The 18,742-nt window shown below is 62.9% G+C and carries 17 protein-coding genes; 5 read left to right on the top strand and 12 right to left on the bottom strand.

Annotated features, from left to right (window positions below; all coding sequences use genetic code 11):
• Positions 1-36 precede the first annotated feature (36 nt).
• The 7 genes from ACT3TS_RS09445 to ACT3TS_RS09415 form a co-directional block, all read right to left on the bottom strand.
• On the bottom strand, positions 37-1,359 hold the full coding sequence (locus ACT3TS_RS09445; RefSeq protein WP_444531255.1) for a thymidine phosphorylase: 1,323 nt from the start codon (positions 1,357-1,359) through the stop codon (positions 37-39).
• A gap of 112 nt (positions 1,360-1,471) precedes the next feature.
• Positions 1,472-1,906: a cytidine deaminase gene (locus ACT3TS_RS09440; RefSeq protein ID WP_444531254.1), complete on the bottom strand. Its 435-nt coding sequence runs from the start codon at positions 1,904-1,906 to the stop codon at positions 1,472-1,474.
• 25 nt (positions 1,907-1,931) lie between these two features.
• Positions 1,932-3,227 (bottom strand): ABC transporter permease, encoded by a 1,296-nt coding sequence (locus tag ACT3TS_RS09435; RefSeq protein ID WP_444531253.1) that lies wholly within the window; start codon positions 3,225-3,227, stop codon positions 1,932-1,934.
• Positions 3,224-4,540 carry an ABC transporter permease gene (locus ACT3TS_RS09430; protein ID WP_444531252.1) on the bottom strand — a complete coding sequence of 439 codons (1,317 nt, stop codon included), beginning with the start codon at positions 4,538-4,540 and terminating at the stop codon, positions 3,224-3,226. Before ACT3TS_RS09430 ends, ACT3TS_RS09435 begins: the two co-directional genes overlap by 4 nt.
• A complete protein-coding gene (locus ACT3TS_RS09425) occupies positions 4,537-6,153 on the bottom strand; it encodes an ABC transporter ATP-binding protein (RefSeq protein ID WP_444531251.1) in 1,617 nt (538 codons plus the stop codon). Before ACT3TS_RS09425 ends, ACT3TS_RS09430 begins: the two co-directional genes overlap by 4 nt.
• 204 nt (positions 6,154-6,357) lie before the next feature.
• Positions 6,358-7,482: a BMP family lipoprotein gene (locus tag ACT3TS_RS09420; protein WP_444531250.1), complete on the bottom strand. Its 1,125-nt coding sequence runs from the start codon at positions 7,480-7,482 to the stop codon at positions 6,358-6,360.
• 422 nt (positions 7,483-7,904) lie between these two features.
• Positions 7,905-8,855: a helix-turn-helix transcriptional regulator gene (locus tag ACT3TS_RS09415; protein WP_444531249.1), complete on the bottom strand. Its 951-nt coding sequence runs from the start codon at positions 8,853-8,855 to the stop codon at positions 7,905-7,907.
• 89 nt (positions 8,856-8,944) lie between these two features.
• Between ACT3TS_RS09415 and ACT3TS_RS09410 the strand changes: the two genes are divergently transcribed.
• On the top strand, positions 8,945-9,310 hold the full coding sequence (locus tag ACT3TS_RS09410) for a VOC family protein (RefSeq protein ID WP_444531248.1): 366 nt from the start codon (positions 8,945-8,947) through the stop codon (positions 9,308-9,310).
• Between the two features lie 29 nt (positions 9,311-9,339).
• Here ACT3TS_RS09410 and ACT3TS_RS09405 read toward each other — a convergent pair whose 3' ends face one another.
• Both ACT3TS_RS09405 and ACT3TS_RS09400 read right to left on the bottom strand, forming a co-directional pair.
• Complete coding sequence (locus ACT3TS_RS09405) at positions 9,340-10,548, bottom strand: amidohydrolase (protein WP_444531247.1); 1,209 nt, start codon at positions 10,546-10,548, stop codon at positions 9,340-9,342.
• 239 nt (positions 10,549-10,787) lie between these two features.
• Positions 10,788-11,933: a mannose-1-phosphate guanylyltransferase gene (locus ACT3TS_RS09400; protein ID WP_444531246.1), complete on the bottom strand. Its 1,146-nt coding sequence runs from the start codon at positions 11,931-11,933 to the stop codon at positions 10,788-10,790.
• Positions 11,934-12,232: 299 nt separating this feature from the next.
• Here ACT3TS_RS09400 and sdhC point away from each other — a divergent pair, with 299 nt between their 5' ends.
• The 4 genes from sdhC (at position 12,233) to ACT3TS_RS09380 (ending at position 15,784) form a co-directional block, all read left to right on the top strand.
• Complete coding sequence (gene sdhC / locus ACT3TS_RS09395) at positions 12,233-12,625, top strand: succinate dehydrogenase, cytochrome b556 subunit (protein ID WP_444531245.1); 393 nt, start codon at positions 12,233-12,235, stop codon at positions 12,623-12,625.
• Position 12,626: 1 nt separating this feature from the next.
• Positions 12,627-13,094 (top strand): succinate dehydrogenase hydrophobic membrane anchor subunit, encoded by a 468-nt coding sequence (locus ACT3TS_RS09390; RefSeq protein ID WP_444531244.1) that lies wholly within the window; start codon positions 12,627-12,629, stop codon positions 13,092-13,094.
• Positions 13,095-13,187: 93 nt separating this feature from the next.
• The gene (sdhA, locus tag ACT3TS_RS09385) at positions 13,188-14,987 is read left to right on the top strand and encodes a succinate dehydrogenase flavoprotein subunit (protein WP_444531243.1); all 1,800 of its coding nucleotides are present in this window, start codon (positions 13,188-13,190) and stop codon (positions 14,985-14,987) included.
• Complete coding sequence (locus tag ACT3TS_RS09380) at positions 14,987-15,784, top strand: succinate dehydrogenase iron-sulfur subunit (RefSeq protein WP_444531242.1); 798 nt, start codon at positions 14,987-14,989, stop codon at positions 15,782-15,784. Before sdhA ends, ACT3TS_RS09380 begins: the two co-directional genes overlap by 1 nt.
• 266 nt (positions 15,785-16,050) lie before the next feature.
• Here the strand turns inward: ACT3TS_RS09380 and ACT3TS_RS09375 are convergent, their stop codons facing one another.
• The 3 genes from ACT3TS_RS09375 to trpS are packed head-to-tail and all read right to left on the bottom strand — an operon-like array spanning position 16,051 to position 18,732.
• Entirely contained in the window at positions 16,051-17,097 is a 1,047-nt protein-coding gene (locus ACT3TS_RS09375; RefSeq protein WP_444531241.1) for a YihY/virulence factor BrkB family protein, read from the bottom strand.
• 46 nt (positions 17,098-17,143) lie between these two features.
• Positions 17,144-17,701: a 2'-5' RNA ligase family protein gene (locus ACT3TS_RS09370; RefSeq protein WP_444531240.1), complete on the bottom strand. Its 558-nt coding sequence runs from the start codon at positions 17,699-17,701 to the stop codon at positions 17,144-17,146.
• Between the two features lie 2 nt (positions 17,702-17,703).
• The gene (trpS, locus tag ACT3TS_RS09365; protein WP_444531239.1) at positions 17,704-18,732 is read right to left on the bottom strand and encodes a tryptophan--tRNA ligase; all 1,029 of its coding nucleotides are present in this window, start codon (positions 18,730-18,732) and stop codon (positions 17,704-17,706) included.
• Positions 18,733-18,742: the final 10 nt, after the last annotated feature.

Raw genomic sequence — 18,742 nt, 5'->3', positions numbered from 1 at the left:
TTCCGGAAAAACCAACCATTGCTGCGAGAGGGTTGCTCAGGCGATGCGGTCGATGATGAGTGGGTTTGCCGGACGGGATCCCTCGGGGGCAATCGTCACGGCGCCTTCAAGCGCCTCTTTGGCCCGGTCAAACTTTTCCGGAGTGTCGGTCAACAATGTCATCAGCGGCTCGCCGGCCCGCACCAGGGCGCCCGGCTTGGCATGCATGCGCACGCCGGCACCTGCCTGAACCACATCCTCCCTGCGGGCACGCCCGGCACCGAGGCGCCAGGCGGCAACACCCACGGCCATTGCGTCCAAGCCGACAAGCACGCCGTCGGCCGGCGCGTAAACGACCTCGGATTCGCGGGCCACCGGCAGGGCCGCGTCAGGGTCGCCGCTCTGGGCTGAAATCATCCGGCGCCACACATCCATGGCCCGTCCGTCCCGCAGCGCAGCAGCGGGGTCGGCGCCGCGGATGCCGGCAGCTTCCAACATCTCCTCCGCCAGCTTCACCGTCAGCTCAACGACGTCTTCCGGACCGCCGCCGGCCAGCACTTCCACAGATTCCTGCACCTCGATGGCGTTGCCTGCCGTCAGGCCCAACGGCGTGGACATGTCGGTCAGCAGCGCCACGGTGTTCACGCCGGCATCCTTGCCGAGTGCGACCATGGTCTCGGCCAATTCCCGGGCCATGTCCACGCTCTTCATGAAGGCGCCGGACCCGACCTTCACATCAAGGACCAGGGCACCCGTTCCCTCGGCAATTTTCTTGCTCATGATCGATGAGGCGATCAACGGGATGGCCTCGACAGTTCCGGTGACGTCGCGCAGGGCGTACAGCTTCTTGTCTGCGGGTGCCAGGCCGGTTCCGGCGGCACAGATGACGGCGCCCACGTCCGAGAGCTGGCGCATCATCTGCTCATTGCTGAGGTCGGCCCGCCAGCCGGGAATGGCCTCGAGCTTGTCCAGGGTGCCGCCAGTGTGGCCCAGTCCCCTGCCGGACAGTTGTGGCACAGCTGCGCCAAATACTGCCACCAGCGGGGCCAGCGGCAGGGTGATCTTGTCCCCGACCCCTCCTGTGGAGTGCTTGTCGGCTGTTGGCATGACAGCACCCTTGGCGTTGCGCAGCCCGCTGAAGTCGAGGGTGTCGCCGGAGGCGATCATGGCCGCCGTCCACTGGGAAATTTCCGCCCGGTCCATGCCATTGAGCAGGATCGCCATGTTCAACGCCGCCATCTGCTCCTCGGCAATGGTGCCCCGGGTGTAGGCGTCAATGGTCCAACGGATCTGGTCGGCGCTGAGCGTGCCCTTGTCCCGCTTGGTGCGGATGATGTCAACGGCGTCGAAGGTGGGGCGTACAGGGGATGCGCTGTTCATGGTGTGTCCGTCCGGATCTCGGTGCTGGCTGCCTGGAATGGAATCCAGGGGTGGAACTGTTGACAGTGGCCTGCTTCAGTCAGTGCTTACTGTTGTCAGTGGTCTACTGTTGTCAGCGGCTTGCTTCGCCGGGTGCGGCCGCAATCCGGGCCAGATCCCGCGGGCCAAAGGCGTCCGGCAGGACCTGGTCCATCGTCTTCACGCCGGAAGGGGTCATCAACCGGGTGGCCGCCGCGCTGAATTCAAACAGGATCTGCCGGCAGCGTCCGCACGGCATGAGGATGGCACCCTGGCCGTCAACACAGTAAAACTCCGTGATGAGCCCGCCGCCGTTCATCCGTGCCGCCCCGATCATGGTGCATTCGGCGCACAGTGTCACCCCGTAGCTGGCATTCTCCACATTGCAGCCTGAAACAATGCTGCCGTCCTCCAGCCTGGCCGCAGCCCCCACCGGAAACTTGGAATACGGCACGTAGGCGTTGGCGAGCGCCGCGGTGGCGGCCAGGCGCAGTGGCTCCCATTCGACGTCGGACGTATTCGCGTTCATGTTCCGCTCCTTGGCATTCTGTGGATCATTCCTTGACATAGGGTTCGCCGTCGGCCGCCGGGGCCATGGCCTTGCCGACAAAACCGGACACCGCCAGGATGGTCAGGGCGTACGGCAGCATGGCCAGGAACTGGCCGTCGATGGGGGTGCCGGCCAGCGAAAGGATGCTTTGCAGGTTGCCCGCCACGCCAAACAGCAGGGCGGCAAGGGCGGCACCAATCGGGTTCCAGCGGCCGAAGATCAATGCTGCCAGGGCGATGAACCCCAGGCCGCCTGTCATGTCCTTGCTGAAGCTGCTGACGGCCACGAGTGTGAAGTAGGCACCGCCCACGCCGGCCACCGCGCCGCCGGCCAGCACATTCAGCACGCGGGTGCGGTTGACGTTGATGCCCACGGTGTCGGCCGCCTTCGGGTGTTCACCCACGGCACGCACGCGCAGCCCCCACCGTGTGCGGAACAAGCCAAACCAAAGCGCGGCGACAAGGATCAGCATGAAGTAGCCAATGATGGACTGCCGGAACAATGTGGGGCCGATGATGGGGATCTCGGAAAGCAACGGGATGGGGAGGTTCGGCAGGTGCGCCGGTTGGTTGAAGATGGTCTCCCCGTCAACCTTTGTCTTCATGATTTTTTCAAACAGGAAGCCTGTCAGGCCGGACACCAGCACGTTCAGCACCACACCCACAATAATCTGGTTGACGACATACTTGATGCTGAACACTGCCAGCAGGACCGAGACGAGCACACCTGCGACTGCCGCGGCAAACAACCCGGCAAAGGCGTTGTGCGTGATGGAGGCGACAAGGGCGGCGGTGAATGCACCCGCCAGCAGCTGACCTTCGATGGCGATGTTGACAACGCCGGCACGTTCGGAGAGAACTCCGGACATGGAACCAAACACCAGCGGCGTGGTGATCAGCATGGCGCCCGTAAACAAGCCCACCAGGGTGATGTTTTGCGTGGTGGTGCCGCCGATGATCCACACCATCAGGCCCACAACAAACACCACGGCGAACGTCATGATGACCCATTTGGCGATCTTGCCGCTCGCCCGGGTTTGGGTGTAGGCCAGATACGCCAGGCCCACGCAGAGCACCGAAACGATGATGCCCATGGCCTTGGCAGGCAGGACCAGATTGGGCACCTGCCAAACGTCGTTGTCCTGGGAGATCCGGAAGGTGGCTGTGCCGCTGGGGCCCAGCACAATGAAGACGACGACGGCGAACAACGCCAGCACGCCGAGCAGAATCGGCATTTTCCAGCTGCGAACGGCGACGGCGTCATCGACCTTTAGCGGTTTGCTCTTGGCTGTGATGCTCATGCTGTTACTCCTTCACGGCTGACTGCCTTGATCCGGAACATCGAACGCACCAGCGGCGGCGCGGCAATGAACAGCACAATCAAGGACTGCACCACGGCAACGATGTCAATGGAAACGTCGGCGTTGATGGCCATGGACGTGCCACCAGCCTTGAACGCACCAAACAGGATCGCGGCAAAAAACGTGCCCCACGGTTTGGAACGTCCCAGCAGGGCCACGGTGATGGCGTCAAAGCCGATGCTGCCGGCAATGTCCGAGTCAAGGATCTTCTCGGTCCCGGCCAGCTGCGTCACCCCGGCCAGTCCGGCCAGACCGCCGGAGATCAACATGACGGTGATGTAGCCGCGGGATACCAGCATGCCCGCCGTGCGGGCAGCACGCGGGTTGGCACCAATGGCGCGGTATTCAAAGCCCAAGGTCGAGCGGTTCAGCAGCCAGGAAACAACAATGACGGCCAGCACGGCCAGGATCAGGCCGGCGTGCACACGGTAGTTGGGGCCCAGCAGCAGCGGGAACATGGCACTCTCGTGCATGCGGGGGCTGATGGGGTTGCTGCTGGAGGGGTCCCGCAACTGGTTCTTGAGCAGGTACAGGACCAGGGAGACGGCGATGTAGTTGAGCATGATCGTCACGATCACCTCGTGCGCCCCGGTCCTTGCCTTCAGGAAGCCGGCGATGCCGCCCCACAGTGCACCGCCGATGGCCCCTGCCAGGATCACGGCCAGGAGGTGGATGCCCGGGGGCAGCTCGATCATGAAGCCGACGACGCCGGCAAAGGTGGCACCGAGGATGATCTGGCCCTGCGCACCAATGTTGAACAAGCCCACGCGGAAGGCGAGCGTCACTGCCAGCCCGGACAGAATCAAGGGCGTGGCGAACGTCAGGGTTTCAAAGATGCCCAGCCGCCCCTGCCAGGTCCGGGATCCCGGGTCATAGGTGGCACCGCGCCACAGGGCGCCATAGGCTTCCGAAATGGAGGCCCAGATGGCTTGGAACGTGGCGCTTGGATCACCGAAGAAGTACCCCAGCGCGGTGGTCACCCGCGGGTCGGTGAAGGCGATGAGGATGCCGCCAATGACAAGGGCGACGACAACTGCAAGCACGGAGATCATCGCGTTGCCGCTGACGATTTCACGCATCAGCTGGCTGCCGTTGCCTTCCTTTGCAGGTTTCTCCGGCGGGCTTTTCGTGTCGGTCGCTGCTGGTGCCGCAGCTGTTTCCTTGGCTTCCTTGCTGCCCGGGGCTCCCTGGCCATCCGGGGCTCCCTGGCTATCCGGGGTTCCCCCGGGAGGCTGGATTTCGGACCCGCTCATGGCTGCACCCCCTTGCCGGTGTCGGCGTTGCCGTTTTCGGCCTTGCTGTGTTCGATCTTGTCGCCGGCTGTTGTTCCGGAGTCCTGCTGCGAGTCCATTTGCTCCTGTGCTTCTGCTGCGGGCAGCCCGGCCATCATGAGGCCAAGCAGCGCGCGGCTGGATTTTCCGGGCACGATGCCCATGAGCCGTCCGGCGAAGAGCACCGCAATCCTGTCGGCCAGTTCCAGGACCTCGTCCAGCTCCGTCGAGACAATGACAACCGGCGTGCCGGCGTCGCGTTCGGCCACGATGCGCTTGTGCAGGAACTCAATGGAGCCCACATCCACGCCGCGGGTGGGCTGGGAGGCGATGAAGAGTTTGAGGGGCCGGGAGAGTTCCCGGGCCAGCACCACTTTTTGTTGGTTTCCGCCCGACAGCGTGTCCGCTGCGTCCTGGGCGGACTGCGCACGGACATCAAACTCGGCAACCTTCTCGACCGCATTTTTCGCGATGACGGCCCGGTTCAATGTCCCTCGACGGGAATAAGGCGCCTGCTTGTACAGGTCCAGGACCAGGTTTTCGGCGATGGACAATTCGCCCACCAGCCCGTCGTCCTGCCTGTCCTCGGGCACAAATCCGACGCCGGCATCCAAGACCTGGCGGACGCTCTTGCCGAGCAGTTCCTTTCCGCCGAGCGTGATGGAACCCCGTACGTGCTTGTGCAGGCCAAGGACCGCCTCGGTGAGCTCGGTCTGCCCGTTGCCCTGCACGCCGGCGACCGCCAGGATCTCACCTTCGGCGACACTCAAGGTGACGTCGTCCAGAAGCCGCTGTCCGGCGTCGTTCATCACTGTCAGGTTGCTGACCTGGAAGGTGACCTCGCCGGGGGCGGCGTCGGCCTTCTCGAGGTTCAGGCTTACGGCGCGGCCCACCATCATGGCGGCCAGGTCGGTGGTGGGGGTCGACGGCGGGGCGGAGCCGACGACCTTGCCGCGGCGGATCACCGTGATGGTGTCCGAGACGGCCTTGACCTCGCGCAGCTTGTGGGAAATGAACACAATGGACGTCCCTCCGTCCCGCAACTGGCCCATGATGTCCATGAGCTCGTCGGTTTCCTGCGGGGTCAGCACGGCGGTGGGCTCGTCCAGAATCAGGATTTTGGAGTTGCGGACCAGCGCCTTGATGATTTCCACCCGCTGCTGGACACCCACGGGAAGGTCCTCGACAAGCGCGTCCGGGTCGACGTCGAAGCCGAACTTGGCTGAGATCTCACGGATCTTCCGGCGCGTGTCCTCCAGGTTAAGCACGCCACCAAGGGAGGTGGACTCGGCACCCAGGGCCACGTTTTCGGCCACTGTGAACACCGGAACGAGCATGAAGTGCTGGTGCACCATGCCGATTCCGGCCGCCATCGCATCCGACGGACCTGAGAACTTCACGGGTTTGTCGTCGACCAGGATTTCCCCGGACGTGGGCTCGTAAAGCCCGTAGAGGACGTTCATGAGGGTGGATTTCCCGGCCCCATTTTCGCCCAGCAGGCTGTGAATCTCGCCGGATTCCACCACCAGGTCGATGTGGTCGTTCGCCACCAAGGTGCCAAAGCTCTTGGTGATGCCCCGAAGTTCTAATTTCAACGTGTTAACCCGTCTGCGGATTGTTGGATCGTGACCGATGCAAGGTGATTATTGCATACGTCACAGCGTGATGTGGGTGGCCGGGCTGCGCCCCCTTGCCGCACAACAGGACTGGGTACCTGTTGCGCGGCAAGGGGGCGCAGGATGGGCGCTGCCGAAGGCAGGGGCGCCGCAGCCTGGCCGCGGCGCCCCTGCGAATGCTGTCTACTTCGGGCTGGACTTGGATTCCACCTTGATGGATCCGTCGATGATGCCCTTCTTGATGTCCTCAAGCTGGGTCTTGGTGTCGGCGCTGACGGCCGCGTCCAAGTCGTGGAACGGGGCCAGGGCCACGCCCTCGTTCTCAAGGGTGCCAATGTATGGTGCCGGGTCAAACTTGCCGTCCAGGTCGTCCTTGACAATGGATTCCACAGCTTCACCCATGGTCTTGATGACCGAGGTCAGCATGACCGACTTGTACGTGGGTGCGGTCAGGAAACCGTCGGAGTCAACCCAGATGAGCTTGGCATCCTTGCCACCCTTGTTCGCGGCGAGGATCGCATCACCGGCGCCCTTGCCGAGCGGGCCGGCCACCGGCATGATCACATCGGCACCTTCGGAGAGCAGGTTGTTGGTGATCTTGGTACCCTCCTGGATGATCTCGAAGGTGTTGGCGAACGAGCCCTGCTGGGAATCAGAGTCCCAACCCAGGACCTTGACGTCCTTGCCCTGCTTGTCGTTGAAGTACTTCACGCCTTCAGCAAAGCCGTCCATGAAGATGGTGACGGTGGGGATGTTGATGCCGCCGAACGTGCCGACCTTGCCGGTCTTGGTGACCGAGGCGGCCGTGTAGCCTGCCATGAATGCGGCCTGGGCGGTGTCATACACAACGGGCTTGACGTTGTCAGCCTTGATGCTGTTGTCATCAACAATGGCGTAGTGCAGGTCCGGGTTGTCCGCGGCAGCCGCCTTGGTGGCTTCCGCGAGCAGGAAGCCGACGGTGACTGTCATATTGCAGCCTGCGCTGGCCATGGTGGCCAGGTTCGGCGCAAAGTCCGAGGTGGCGCTGGACTGGGCTTCCTTCATCTTGATGCCCAGGTCCTTGACGGCGCTTTGCATGCCCTCGTAGGAGGACTGGTTGAATGACTGGTCGTCGAAGCCGCCGGAGTCGGAGACGATGCAGCCGAGGTAATCGGCTGCTGCAGCGTTTTGCGTGCCGTCGCTGCCGCCGGCAGCCGGCGGGGCCTCACCGCAGCCGGTGAGCAGCAGTGAAACGGCACCCACCGCCACAGTTCCGACGATGGCTCCGCGTTTGACGGACTTGACGGTGGTGTGAAGCAAGTTTTTCAAGGTTCCTCCATGGGGTGTGTGAACGCAGTGCGGGAATGGCGCCCAATGTAAACACGAATCAGTCCCGCACGACCCGAACAGCACTGTTCCGGCGTGTGAATAAACACGGTTACCTCGACGCACCCCAGCAATGCGGCGCTATTGAACACCATAGTGTCAGTTCACCGCCAGCTGGTAGGGCGTCAAGGGCTGCGCAGCTCATCGTTGGGGAACCGTTACACAACGGCTCCCACCGGCATGAAAAGCTGCGCAAATCAAGTGCGCGTCAAGCGCTTGAAGCCACTGTTTGCGCTATACTTCCGCACGCTGCAGCGTAGCCGCCAAAGCGGCTGCGCCGCTGGTGGGCATGGGGTGCAGGGCCTGCTGTGCGGCGGGGCCCGGAGCTGCTTGTCACCAGTCCGTTTTCTGGTCAGCCTCCTTGCTTAGTCTTGGTACAGCGCAGCCGTGGCTGTGGCAGCGTCCCGCATCACGGCCTGCGCCTCGGGCGGGCTCGTGACACGAAGGTGGGCGCCAAATTGCAGCAGCTGACGCACGGCATTCATCTGGTCGTAGACCACGGTGATCTCAACACGGCCGGTATCCAGCGGTCGGTTGCCGGTGAGCCGTGAGCCCAGGATCCGTCGTGCGAGGTCGAGCCTGTCGACGGCAAGCGTTGCAACGACAGTGATGCCGCTGCGGTTCTCCAACGATGTGCTCAGGTACCGGCTCACACTGGCCAGCGACTCACCCTGGCGCAGGCATCGGCCCGCCGGTTGGCTCTCCCAGCTCCGGATCCTCTCCAGCAAATACAGTCGCGGCACCCCGTTGATGTCTGCCACCAGGTACCATCGGCCCGCCTTCGCCAACAGACCGTACGGGTCAACCGTGCGCCATGTGGCACCCTGCTCGGCACTGCTCCGGTAGAGAATCCGCAATCGCCGGCCTGCCTGCAGATCCCTGCCGAGGTCGGCGACGCTGACGCCGTGTGCCTCCGGGCTGAACCAGGACGTGTTATCCACGACAACCAACTCGTTCAACGGCAACGAGGAGTGATCGGCCATGGGACGTCGCGAAGCGAGCTTCCGGTGTGCGGTCCGCGTTGGTGCGTCGACGCCGAGCTGGCGCGCCTGCCCATGGTCCAGACCCAGCAGTTTCAAGGCGTCGACTTCCGCCGGACTGAGTTTCGACACGTCGAGCTGTGACCCGGGCAGCAGAACCACGCCGCCATAGCGGCCGCGTTCAGCGAACACCGGCACGTCGGCGTCGGCCAGGGTCGTCACGTCCCGCAGAACCGTCCGCACCGATACACCCAGCGCGTCAGCCAGTTCAGCGGCGGTCATGCGGTGCCGGGTCTGGAGCAGCAACATCATCGAGAGCAGGCGTTGGAACTTCATCTGATCATTATTGACCAAAGCAGACATGAGGTGTCATGTATTGCCGCCATGATGGGAAAGTCAGAAAACACCAACTAAAGGAGAACCCCATGGCCGCCCCGAACTTGTTTCTCATCTACGTCACGGATGTCGAGCGCTCAAGCGCGTTTTACAGCGGCCTGTTCGAGATGGAACCCCTTGCCGTCACACCCCGCTACGTCCCGTTTGAGGTCGCCCCGGGCGTACTTTTCGCCCTGTGGTCGGGCCGAGCCGACACTGTCACGGCGGCGACGTCCCGCACCAGCGAGGTGGGACTCATGCTTTCGGGTTCGACGGCCGCCGTTGACGACCGCTATGCCGAGTGGACGGCCAAGGGGGCGACCGTCGTCGAAGAACCGCACGATGACGTTTTCGGACGCACCTTCGTGGTCGCTGATCCCGACGGAAATCTCATTCGGGTGTCCCCACTCGACTGAGCCGGCTGTCCCGGGCCCGGCTCGGGATCCTACTGCGGGACCGCGCCCCGGAGCGTGCGCAGTGCCGCTGCGCAAAGCACGCGGATGCCGACGGACAACGCCCGTTCGTCCACGATGTAGTCGCCGCGGTGCAGGTCGTATTCCTCACCGCCGGGAACATGGGTGCCCAGGCGCATCAGGGATCCGGGGATGCCCTGCAGGAACCAGGCAAAATCCTCCGCCCCCATTGACTGCGGCGCCAGCACCACAGAGTCCTCGCCCAGTTCGGCGCGGGCTGCGGCCTCAATGACGGCCGTTTCATGTTCCGAGTTGACCACCGGTGGCACGCCGCGGGTGTGTTCCAGGTGCACGTCCACACCGAAGGGTGCGGCAACCTGCTGCACAACGTCGTCGAGCAGTTCCCCTGCCGAATGCCAGGCCTCACGGTCGAGGCAGCGCATGGTTCCGCTCATGACGCCGTGGCCGGGTATGGCGTTCGGCGCGGAACCGGCATGGATCTGCCCCCACACAACTGACACGCCGCTGCGCACGTCAACACGGCGGGACAGGACAGCAGGGACGCTGATGGCAATTTCAGCCAAGGCGAACACCAAATCCTCTGTCAGGTGCGGCCTGGAAGTGTGGCCGCCGCGGCCCGACAGCTCAATCTTGATGGTGTCCGAGGCACTGGTGATGGGTCCGATGCGGGTGCCGATCGTCCCCACTTCAATGCGGGGGTCGCAGTGCAGCGCAAGGATCCGCGGCACGCCGTCGAGCGCCCCCTGGTCGATGCACGACAGGGCGCCGCCGGGCATGGTCTCCTCCGCGGGCTGGAAGATGATCCGGATCCGCCCGCCCAACGGGGTGTGCTCATGCATGCGGGCCAGCACCAGGGCAATGCCAAGCATGGAGGCCGTGTGGAAGTCGTGGCCGCAGCCGTGTGTGACGCCGTGGTTGCGGGAGGCAAACGGCAAGCCCGTCTCCTCAACAATGGGGAGGGCGTCGATGTCACCACGCAATGCCGTCGCAATGGGGCCTTCACCAACATCGACCATGACCCCCGTGCCATCAAGCCGTCGCGGCGAAAGCCCGGCTTCGACCAGGCGGTCGTAGATCTTGCCCGACGTCCTGAATTCCTGGAATGACAGCTCCGGGTGGGCGTGGAGGTCCCGCCGGAATTCAATGACCTCGTCCAGCAGGGGTTCAAGCCACGGGCCTACGAGCTCAGTCGGTTCTGTTTCGAGGGAGTAATTGCGCACAGATCAAACTCTAACCATGTCAAGGCCCGGGAACAGCATTGGCGGCTCCGCGTTACTTCCCGCACTTCTTCCACCCAAAAGCCAACTGGCCCGCAGAAGTGGTTGCAATATCGCCGAAAATTGGCGAAATTACAGCCACAACTGCGGGCTGGTTGGAAAGGCGACGGAAAGTAGTTGAAGGGCGGTGGGACGATGACGGCGGGAGGTGGGAGGGGCAGCGGTGGGAGGAGCCGGGATGGCTACAAAACGTCGATGTCGCCCTTGGCCTTGAGCCCGTCGACAGCCCGCTTGACGAGCTGCGAGTGGGCCCGGGTGGTGACAAGGAGCGCGTCGGGGGTGTCCACCACCACAACATCCTGGATGCCGATCAAGGCAATCACGCGCTTGGTGTCGGTGACGACGATGCCCGTGCTGTCCTCGGTGAACACGCGTGCGCCCTCACCAATGACCTTCACATTGTTGTTTTCCTTGGCGCTGCTCAAGCGGGCGATGGCGGCGAAATCGCCGACGTCGTCCCAGCTGAAGTCGCCCGGAATCACGGCAACGTCACCGGCGTCAGCGGCCGGTTCCGCCACCGCGTAGTCAATGGCAATCTTGGGCAGCGTGGGCCACACCCGGTTCTTCACGGCGATCCGGTCCGGGGTGTCCCAGGCGCGGGCAATTTCCATCAGTCCCTCATAGAGGACAGGTTCATTGGCCTTCAGGTGATGGAGCATCAATTCGACCGGGGCCACAAACATTCCGGCGTTCCAGTTGTATTCACCGCTCGCAAGGTACTCTTCGGCGATTTTCTCGCTGGGTTTTTCCACAAATTTCACGACCGTGTGGGCGCTGGGTGCACCGGGAATGTCCAGCGGCTCCCCCGTGCGGATGTAGCCAAAACCTGTTGAGGCGTGGGTTGGCTTGATGCCAATGGTGACAATCTTGCCCGTGGCGGCCGTATGGATGGCCTCGCGCACGGCGTCCTGGAATTTATCCACCGGGCTGATGACCTGGTCCGCGGCGAAGGAGCCCATGATCGTTGCGGGGTCGCGCGTGAACAAGATGGCAGCAGCCAAACCAATGGCCGCGCCGGAATCCTTAGGCTCCGTCTCCAGGACCAGGTTCTCGTCGGCAATCTCAGGAAGTTGGCGGCAGACCGCTTCACGGTGCGCATCCCCAGTCACCAGCAGCACCCGCTCGCCGCTGAGCGGCTCCAGCCTGTCGTACGTGGCACGGATCAAGGTGCTGCCGCTGCCCGTAAGGTCGTGGAGGAACTTCGGCGCGGCGGCCCGCGACAACGGCCACAGCCTGGTGCCAACACCGCCTGCCGGGATCACGGCATAAAACCTGTCCAGGGGGTCCGTGGCAGGCTGTCCGGACTGTACCAAATTTTGCGTATTCATCACCATAACCATATGCGATGCCCCTGCCGGAACACGTGAGACTTGGGTGATTGGGGGCAAACTTCCGCCCAGGGTCGTAGGCCGGCCCGCCGTCGTCGTACTTTGGCATGCATCCCAAAGCCTTATACAGCATCCATTTGAGACACACCTGTGATTTGCCGCATAGAGCAAGGAGTGCCTAAGTTGAATATGCTGTTAGCTAAGCCTAAATTTAGGCTCAAGTATGAGTGCTTACGCCGTGTGCGTTTCCCCGCGTGGAACCACGCCGACGCAACGGTGACGCAGGGAAGGTTTAATCAGTGCCGACAAAACCAGCTGGCACTCTGTACCGCGGCCGAGAAGGCATGTGGTCCTGGGTGGGACACCGGATTACCGGTGTAGTGATTTTTATATTCTTGTTGGTGCACGTTCTCGACACCTCATTGGTGAGGGTTTCCCCCGAGGCGTACACAGCAGTTATTGGGGCGTACAAAAACCCCATCATGGGATTGGGAGAGTCGGGCCTCGTCGCAGCAATCGTGTTCCACGCCTTCAACGGCCTGCGCATCATTGCCATCGACTTTTGGAAAAAGGGTCCCAAGTACCAGCGCCAGCTGCTCTGGGGCGTTCTTGCCCTGTGGGCTGTGACGATGATTCCGTTCTTGATCCGCCACCTCACCATTGTCTTCTCCAATGTCTTCGGAGGGAACTAACATGAGCACCAGCTCCATCGCGGCGCCGCGCTCCAACAGCGCCCACTCGCCCAAGTACAAGCGGAACAAGGCCTCACACTCAAGCTTTGAGATGTTCGCGTGGCTGTTCATGCGCCTTTCCGGCGTCGTGCTGATCGTGCTGATCTTCGGCCACTTGTTTGTGAACCTGATGGTTGGCGAGGGCATCCATGCCATCGACTTCGGTTTCGTTGCCGGCAAGTGGGCGGATCCGTTCTGGCAGATCTGGGATTTGGCCATGCTCTGGCTGGCCATGCTGCACGGCACCAACGGTGTGCGCACCATCATCAACGATTACGCTGAGCGCGACCGCACCCGCATGGTCCTGAAGACGGTTCTGTACATTGCAACCGCCGTCATCATCGTTTTGGGCACCTTGGTCATCTTCACCTTTGACCCTTGCCCTCCCGGTGCGGTCATTGACCTCCCGTCCTTCTGCCCCGTTCCGTAACTTTTAGTTGCGGGCACCGGGCCCATTGCGGCCCGGGCGGCATGAAGTGAACACCAGCTTTTAATGCAGTAAATGAGAGAAAGAGCATCCAGTATGCAGGTCCACAAATACGACGTCGTAATCGTCGGGGCCGGTGGCGCAGGAATGCGTGCCGCCATTGAATCCGGACAGCGTGCCCGCACCGCCGTTCTGACCAAGCTCTACCCCACCCGCTCCCACACCGGCGCAGCACAGGGCGGCATGTGTGCAGCCCTTGCCAACGTGGAAGAGGACAACTGGGAGTGGCACACCTTTGACACCGTCAAGGGTGGCGACTACCTCGTTGACCAGGACGCTGCGGAGGTCATGGCGAAGGAAGCCATCGACGCCGTGATCGACCTTGAGAAGATGGGCCTGCCGTTCAACCGCACGCCCGAGGGCCGCATTGACCAGCGCCGCTTCGGTGGCCACACCCGCGATCACGGTAAGGCTCCGGTTCGCCGTGCATGCTACGCCGCCGACCGCACCGGTCACATGATCCTGCAGACCCTGTACCAAAACTGCGTCAAGCACAACGTTGAGTTCTACAACGAGTACTACGTTTTGGATCTGCTCACGGTTGAAGAGGAAGCCACCCGCGAGGACGGCACCATCTACCTGCAGAAGAAGATTGCCGGCGTGGTTTCCTACGATCTGGCAACCGGCGAACTGCACGTTTTCCAGGCCAAATCCGTTATCTTGGCTACCGGTGGTGCAGGCAAGGTCTTCAAGACCACCTCCAACGCACACACCCTGACCGGCGACGGCATGGGCATCGCGTTCCGCAAGGGCATCCCGCTGGAGGACATGGAGTTCTTCCAGTTCCATCCGACAGGTCTTGCCGGTCTGGGCATTCTGCTCTCCGAGGCTGCACGTGGCGAAGGTGCCATCCTGCGTAACTCTGAGGGTGAGCGCTTCATGGAGCGTTATGCCCCCACCATCAAGGACTTGGCGCCCCGAGACATCGTGGCCCGTTCCATGGCTAACGAGGTTCGTGAAGGCCGTGGCTGTGGCCCGAACAAGGACTACGTTCTCCTTGACCTGACCCACCTGGAGCCGGCGCACATTGACGCCAAGCTCCCGGACATCACCGAGTTCGCCCGCACCTACCTCGGCGTTGAGCCGTACACGGAGCCGGTCCCGGTTTTCCCCACGGCTCACTACGCCATGGGCGGTGTTCCCACGAACATCACCACCGAAGTTCTCCAAGACAACGACACCATCATCCCCGGCCTGTACGCAGCCGGTGAAGTTGCTTGTGTTTCCGTTCACGGTTCAAACCGTTTGGGCACCAACTCGCTGCTGGACATCAACGTGTTCGGTAAGCGTGCCGGTGTGGCTGCTGCTGAGTATGCCAAGGGTGCCGACTTTGTTGACCTGCCGGAGAACCCGGAAGCTGACACAGCCGCCCTGTTGGACCACGTTCGCACGTCCGACGGCGGCGAAAAGGTTGCGTTGATCCGCAAGGATCTGCAGGACGCCATGGATGCCAACATGCAGGTGTTCCGCACAGCCGAGTCCATCGACAAGGTGCTGGCCGACATCGCCACCTTCGAGGAGCGCTACTCACGCATCACCGTCCAGGACAAGGGCAAGCGTTTCAATCTTGACCTGCTGGAAGCTGTGGAGCTGGGGTTCCTGCTCGAACTGGCCAAGGTCATGACGGTTGCCGCCCTGCACCGCCAGGAATCCCGCGGCGGTCACTACCGCGAGGACTTCCCGGACCGCGACGATGAGAATTTCATGAAGCACTCCATGGCTTACCTGGATGCGAATGTCACGGTGGAAAGCTCTGCGGAGTCCATCGCCGGGATCCGCCTGGACACCAAGCCTGTTGTTGTTACGCGTTACCAGCCGATGGTGAGGAAGTACTAATGAGCGCCATAGAAACTGCCGAAACCGCTCCGGAGCCGGCATCGAAGATTGAATTGCCAGCACACCTTGGCGGCGGCGGGGAAATCCCCACGTTCAACGTCACCCTGCGCGTGCGCCGCTACGACCCCGAATTCTCGGAAGAGTCGAAGTGGGAAGACTTCACCATGACCATGTACGGCACCGACCGCGTGTTGGATGCCCTGCACAAGGTCAAGTGGGAGCAGGACGGCTCGCTGACCTTCCGCCGTTCGTGTGCCCACGGTGTGTGCGGTTCCGATGCCATGCGCATCAACGGCCGCAACCGCCTGGCGTGCAAGACGCTGCTGAAGGACCTGGACACGTCCAAGCCCATCACGGTTGAGCCCATCAAGGGTCTGCCCGTGGAGAAGGACCTCATCGTGGACATGGAGCCGTTCTTCCAGTCCTTCCGCGAGGTCATGCCGTTCCTGGTGAACCGTGGCCACGAGCCGTCCAAGGAGCGCCTGCAGTCCGCCGAGGACCGCGAGCGTTTTGATGACACCACCAAGTGCATCCTGTGCGCCGCGTGCACGTCATCCTGCCCCGTGTTCTGGACCGACGGCCAGTACTTCGGCCCGGCAGCCATTGTGAATGCACACCGCTTCATCTTTGACTCCCGTGACGATGCCGGCGACATGCGCCTGGAAATCCTCAACGACAAGGAAGGCGTGTGGCGCTGCCGCACCACCTTCAACTGCACCGAAGCATGCCCCCGCGGCATCCAGGTCACGCAGGCCATCGCCGAGGTCAAGCAGGCCATCCTGGCCCGCCAGATCTAAGCTTCACCGCCTGCCGGTTCCCGGCACTACTGGTTCCCGGTACAGCGAAAGCGCCGCTCCCTTGTGGGGGCGGCGCTTTGCGTTGGCCGGGCGCCGGGTTCCTCCGCTCGACTCCCCCAACCCCGCCCCGGTTCGCCCCGGTTCGAGTTTGCAGTTGTTGGACCGATTCCATCGATTTTTGGTGTTTTCGGCCCAACAACTGCAAAATCGATTTCAGTGGGGCTGGAACGGGGCCCCAGCGGCCCTCATGCCGTCGTGCGGTGAAGTCACACCTCAGAGGCGGGCGGCGGCGCCGAAACATGGGGATGCGGACGCAGATCCGCTGCCCTGACCGCAGCGATCGCCGCCGAGATCAAATACACCTGACTCAGCAGGAAGAACCAGACAAAGAGGCCAAGGATCACGGCAAAGGGGGCCAACACTGGGTTGCTAGTGATGCCATTGAGCAGCATCGCACTGAAAAACCGCAACACGGTCGCCCCGAATCCGGAAAATACTGCCGCCAGGAACAACACCCGCCGCGGCATCCGCACCCGCGAGGCAATGCTGAACATGATGATGGCCACCACGACGTCCAGAAGGAACATCAGGATGACGGAGCCAAGCTGGGCTGCGGCGCCGGACAGGAAGCTCCCCCAGCCAAGGAACCCGCTGATGCTGTCCACGGCCGCGGTGCTCACCACTCCGAGGGCACTTGTCAGGATGAGTGCCACCGCCAGGACCAGCAGCGTGCCGCCGTCGCGCAGCTTCGACAGCACCGGGTTGGTCCTGTCACGGGCAAGCCCCAACAGCGAACGGATGCCCTCGCGCAGGCCGTTGATCCAGCTCATGGCCGTGACGAGCAGCGCAGCCAGCGACACAATCAAGGTCAGCCCGAACCCGCCATTGCCCAGAAGTTCTTCGGGTGTGGCCAGGCCGCCGTCGCCGGTGTCAATCAGGCCCGGGGTGGTGCTGGCAACAAGCTCGATGACGGCATCCCGGAGCACGTCATTGCCTGCGGCAACGATGCCGAATATGGCGAACCCGGCGACCAGCATGGCGCCGACGGAGAAGAACATCAGGTAGGCGTTGCCGGCCGCGAGGAGGGGCCCGCGGCGGCGCGTGTACAGGTTCCACACGCGCACAGGAAACGTTTGCCCAGCCCGGGCATTGAGCCACTGCGTCAAGGTGCCGGCCTGTTGGAGCAGTCCGCCGGAGGTTCGGGCCCTGCCAAACGCGCTCTGCCTGCTCGACGTCCATGCGGCCAAAGCCTTGCGGTCAAGCGGGCTGGGCGGCGGCTTGGCCGGGGCAGCCATGGGCTTCTTTGCGCTCACTCCCGGCGCCGCAAAGCCGGGAAAGTGGGCTGGCGCCGGCCGATTCCTAGTGTTTCCCGAGTCCTCCAAGACTCAACTCCTCACGCAGGGACCATCGACCGGAAAGGTAGTCAAAAAGTCCTATGCTCGTGACCTCAAATTTGGCTGAAAAATCCGCCATGTCGGCCTTGGCCAGGGCCATCGCAGGTTCAGCAAGGTCATGGGCGATCGTGAGGTGGGGATGAAAACCAAACTCCAACAGATGCTCCACCGGCCCGTCCACCAATTCGTGGTGCAGCGCGGCGCAAGCCTCGGCACCGGCGTCGACATTCAAGAACACAACAGGCGAGACCGGCTCAAATGTTCCGGTGCCGCGCAGCGAAAGCCTAAACGGCTCCCCCGAGGCGGCCACCTTGCGCACGTGCGCCGCAGCGTCTTCCCAGGAGTCCTCCGCCCGCCCAGAAACCAGCGTGATGTGCGGAGGCACGACGTCGGCATCCTGGCCCGTGTAGAACGCCCGCTTTGCGCTGAGCTCCTCCGCCAGGGCCGGGGGCAGCGAGATGATGACCCCCAGACTGTTGGGGTGCGGGGCCGGGGAGGCCCCGCTCTGACCAATGCCGGGCATGGTTAGCCGACCACCCCTGCGGGCGGCAGGAAGCCAACCTTGGCGTAGACGTCGGCAAGTGTCACCGAGGCGATGTCCCGGGCCTTTGCGGCGCCATGTGCCAGCAGTGCATCAAGTTCAGCCGGGTCGTCGAGCAGTTCCAGCGTGCGCGTGCGGATGGGCGCGAGCCGGTCAACGACTGCTTCCGCAACATCGACCTTCAGGTGCCCGTACATTTTTCCTTCGTACTGGGCAACGAGGCTGTCAACGGATGTCTGCGTCAGCGTGGACAGGATCTCCAACAGATTTGAGACGCCGGGCTTGTTTTCCCGGTCGTGGGCAACGACGGTGCCGTCGTCGGTCACGGCCGACTTGATGCGCTTGGCGGTGACCTTGGGATCATCGAGAATGTTGATCAGCCCGTTGGGGCCGGAAGCGGACTTGGACATTTTCGACGTCGGACTTTGCAGGTCATAAATGCGGGCGCCCTCTTTTTGAATGAAGGCCTCCGGGACAACGAACGTGTCGCCAAAGCGGTGATTGAAGCGTTTGGCCAGGTCGCGGGCCAGTTCCACGTGCTGACGCTGGTCGTCACCAACAGGGACCCCTTCGGGACGGTACAGCAGGATGTCGGCCGCCATCAGCACCGGATACGTGAACAGGCCAACGCTGGCCACGTCGGCCCCGCCCTTGGCCGACTTGTCCTTGAACTGCGTCATGCGCGATGCCTCGCCGAACCCGGTGATGCAGTTCAGCACCCAGGCCAGCTGGGCATGTTCGGGCACATGGGACTGCACAAAAAGCGTTGACTTTTCGACGTCGATCCCGCCGGCAATGTACTGGGCGGCAGTCTTCCGGGTGCGGGCACGCAGCTCGGCGGGGTCCTGCGTCACCGTGATGGCGTGCATGTCCGGGATAAAAAACAGCGTCTGGTAATCGTCTTGGTTTTTGACCCAGTTGACCAGCGCGCCCAGGTAGTTCCCCAGGTGCAGGGAGTCGCCGGAAGGCTGCATGCCCGACAGTACGCGCGGGCGGGCGGAGGTTTCACTCATGGAAGGGGAG

The sequence above is a fragment of the Specibacter sp. AOP5-B1-6 genome (assembly GCF_052376555.1).
In the GTDB taxonomy this organism is placed as follows: domain Bacteria; phylum Actinomycetota; class Actinomycetes; order Actinomycetales; family Micrococcaceae; genus Specibacter.
Note: the sequence above shows the minus strand (reverse complement) of the source record. Positions and strands in the feature narration are given on the sequence as shown.

What these genes read in the sequence shown, in the direction of transcription:
- ACT3TS_RS09445 (WP_444531255.1), bottom strand. Translation starts at nt 1,359, where the DNA reads ATGAACAGCGCATCCCCTGTACGCCCCACCTTCGACGCCGTTGACATC.
- ACT3TS_RS09440 (WP_444531254.1), bottom strand. Translation starts at nt 1,906, where the DNA reads ATGAACGCGAATACGTCCGACGTCGAATGGGAGCCACTGCGCCTGGCC.
- ACT3TS_RS09435 (WP_444531253.1), bottom strand. Translation starts at nt 3,227, where the DNA reads ATGAGCATCACAGCCAAGAGCAAACCGCTAAAGGTCGATGACGCCGTC.
- ACT3TS_RS09430 (WP_444531252.1), bottom strand. Translation starts at nt 4,540, where the DNA reads ATGAGCGGGTCCGAAATCCAGCCTCCCGGGGGAACCCCGGATAGCCAG.
- ACT3TS_RS09415 (WP_444531249.1), bottom strand. Translation starts at nt 8,855, where the DNA reads ATGAAGTTCCAACGCCTGCTCTCGATGATGTTGCTGCTCCAGACCCGG.
- ACT3TS_RS09410 (WP_444531248.1), top strand. Translation starts at nt 8,945, where the DNA reads ATGGCCGCCCCGAACTTGTTTCTCATCTACGTCACGGATGTCGAGCGC.
- ACT3TS_RS09400 (WP_444531246.1), bottom strand. Translation starts at nt 11,933, where the DNA reads ATGAATACGCAAAATTTGGTACAGTCCGGACAGCCTGCCACGGACCCC.
- ACT3TS_RS09390 (WP_444531244.1), top strand. Translation starts at nt 12,627, where the DNA reads ATGAGCACCAGCTCCATCGCGGCGCCGCGCTCCAACAGCGCCCACTCG.
- sdhA (WP_444531243.1), top strand. Translation starts at nt 13,188, where the DNA reads ATGCAGGTCCACAAATACGACGTCGTAATCGTCGGGGCCGGTGGCGCA.
- ACT3TS_RS09380 (WP_444531242.1), top strand. Translation starts at nt 14,987, where the DNA reads ATGAGCGCCATAGAAACTGCCGAAACCGCTCCGGAGCCGGCATCGAAG.
- ACT3TS_RS09370 (WP_444531240.1), bottom strand. Translation starts at nt 17,701, where the DNA reads ATGCCCGGCATTGGTCAGAGCGGGGCCTCCCCGGCCCCGCACCCCAAC.
- trpS (WP_444531239.1), bottom strand. Translation starts at nt 18,732, where the DNA reads ATGAGTGAAACCTCCGCCCGCCCGCGCGTACTGTCGGGCATGCAGCCT.